We start from the raw sequence: 804 nt of genomic DNA on the forward strand, positions 1-804 counted from the left end.
GCGACGCGCCGTTCGGCGCCTATCTCTCTGGTGGCATCGATTCGTCGGCGGTCGTTGCAACCATGGTTAGGCATAGCACGGAGCCTGTGCGAACTTTTTCAGTAGGTTTTCGGGACCCGGGATACTCTGAGCTCGATCATGCGCGTGTCATTGCGCGTCAGTTTGGTACAATTCACAATGAACTGCTCGTCGAACCCGACAGCTTCTTGGCGCATTGGCCAACCGCCGTCTTGCGACGTGGAGCCCCAGTCAGCGAAACATCTGACATCCCGATCCTTCTGCTTTCGGAGATGGCCTCTCGCAGTGTGAAGATGGTACTCACTGGAGAAGGGTCCGATGAGTTGATGGGTGGGTATCCGAAGCATCGCGCTGAGCAATGGATAGGACTTTACCAATGGCTGATGCCACGCCTGTTGCACGACGGGCTGATACACCCACTGGTGCGTTCCCTGCCCTACGGGATGCGGCGCGTAAAGATTCTTGCGTTGGCCGCAGGCGAGCGCGACCTTTCGAATCGGATGCGGCTATGGTTCGGAGGCACTTCGGTCGCTGAAGCCGAAGCGATGCTAGGCCGGCCCCTGTCGGCAACGCCGCCGGACGTCTATCCGTACTCGTCCGGGCTCAAATCTAGTCTGCGCCGTACACTCTTCTTCGATCAAACGTCCTGGCTTCCAGATGATTTGTTGGAGCGAGGCGATCGAATGATGATGGCGGGGTCGATCGAGGGCCGGATGCCGTTTATGGATACAGAGCTGGCCGGCACCATAGCGCGATTCCCCGACGAATTTCTGACCGGAGGCAAGG

Annotated in this window: 1 protein-coding gene; it reads left to right on the plus strand. The window is 58.5% G+C overall.

Translation table 11 applies throughout. The features are described from left to right. Positions 1–804: asparagine synthetase B family protein (locus tag ACXJMY_RS37985; protein ID WP_456624467.1), on the plus strand; the 804-nt coding region annotated here is incomplete at both ends.

It is taken from the genome of Bradyrhizobium sp. P5_C12, assembly GCF_054049735.1.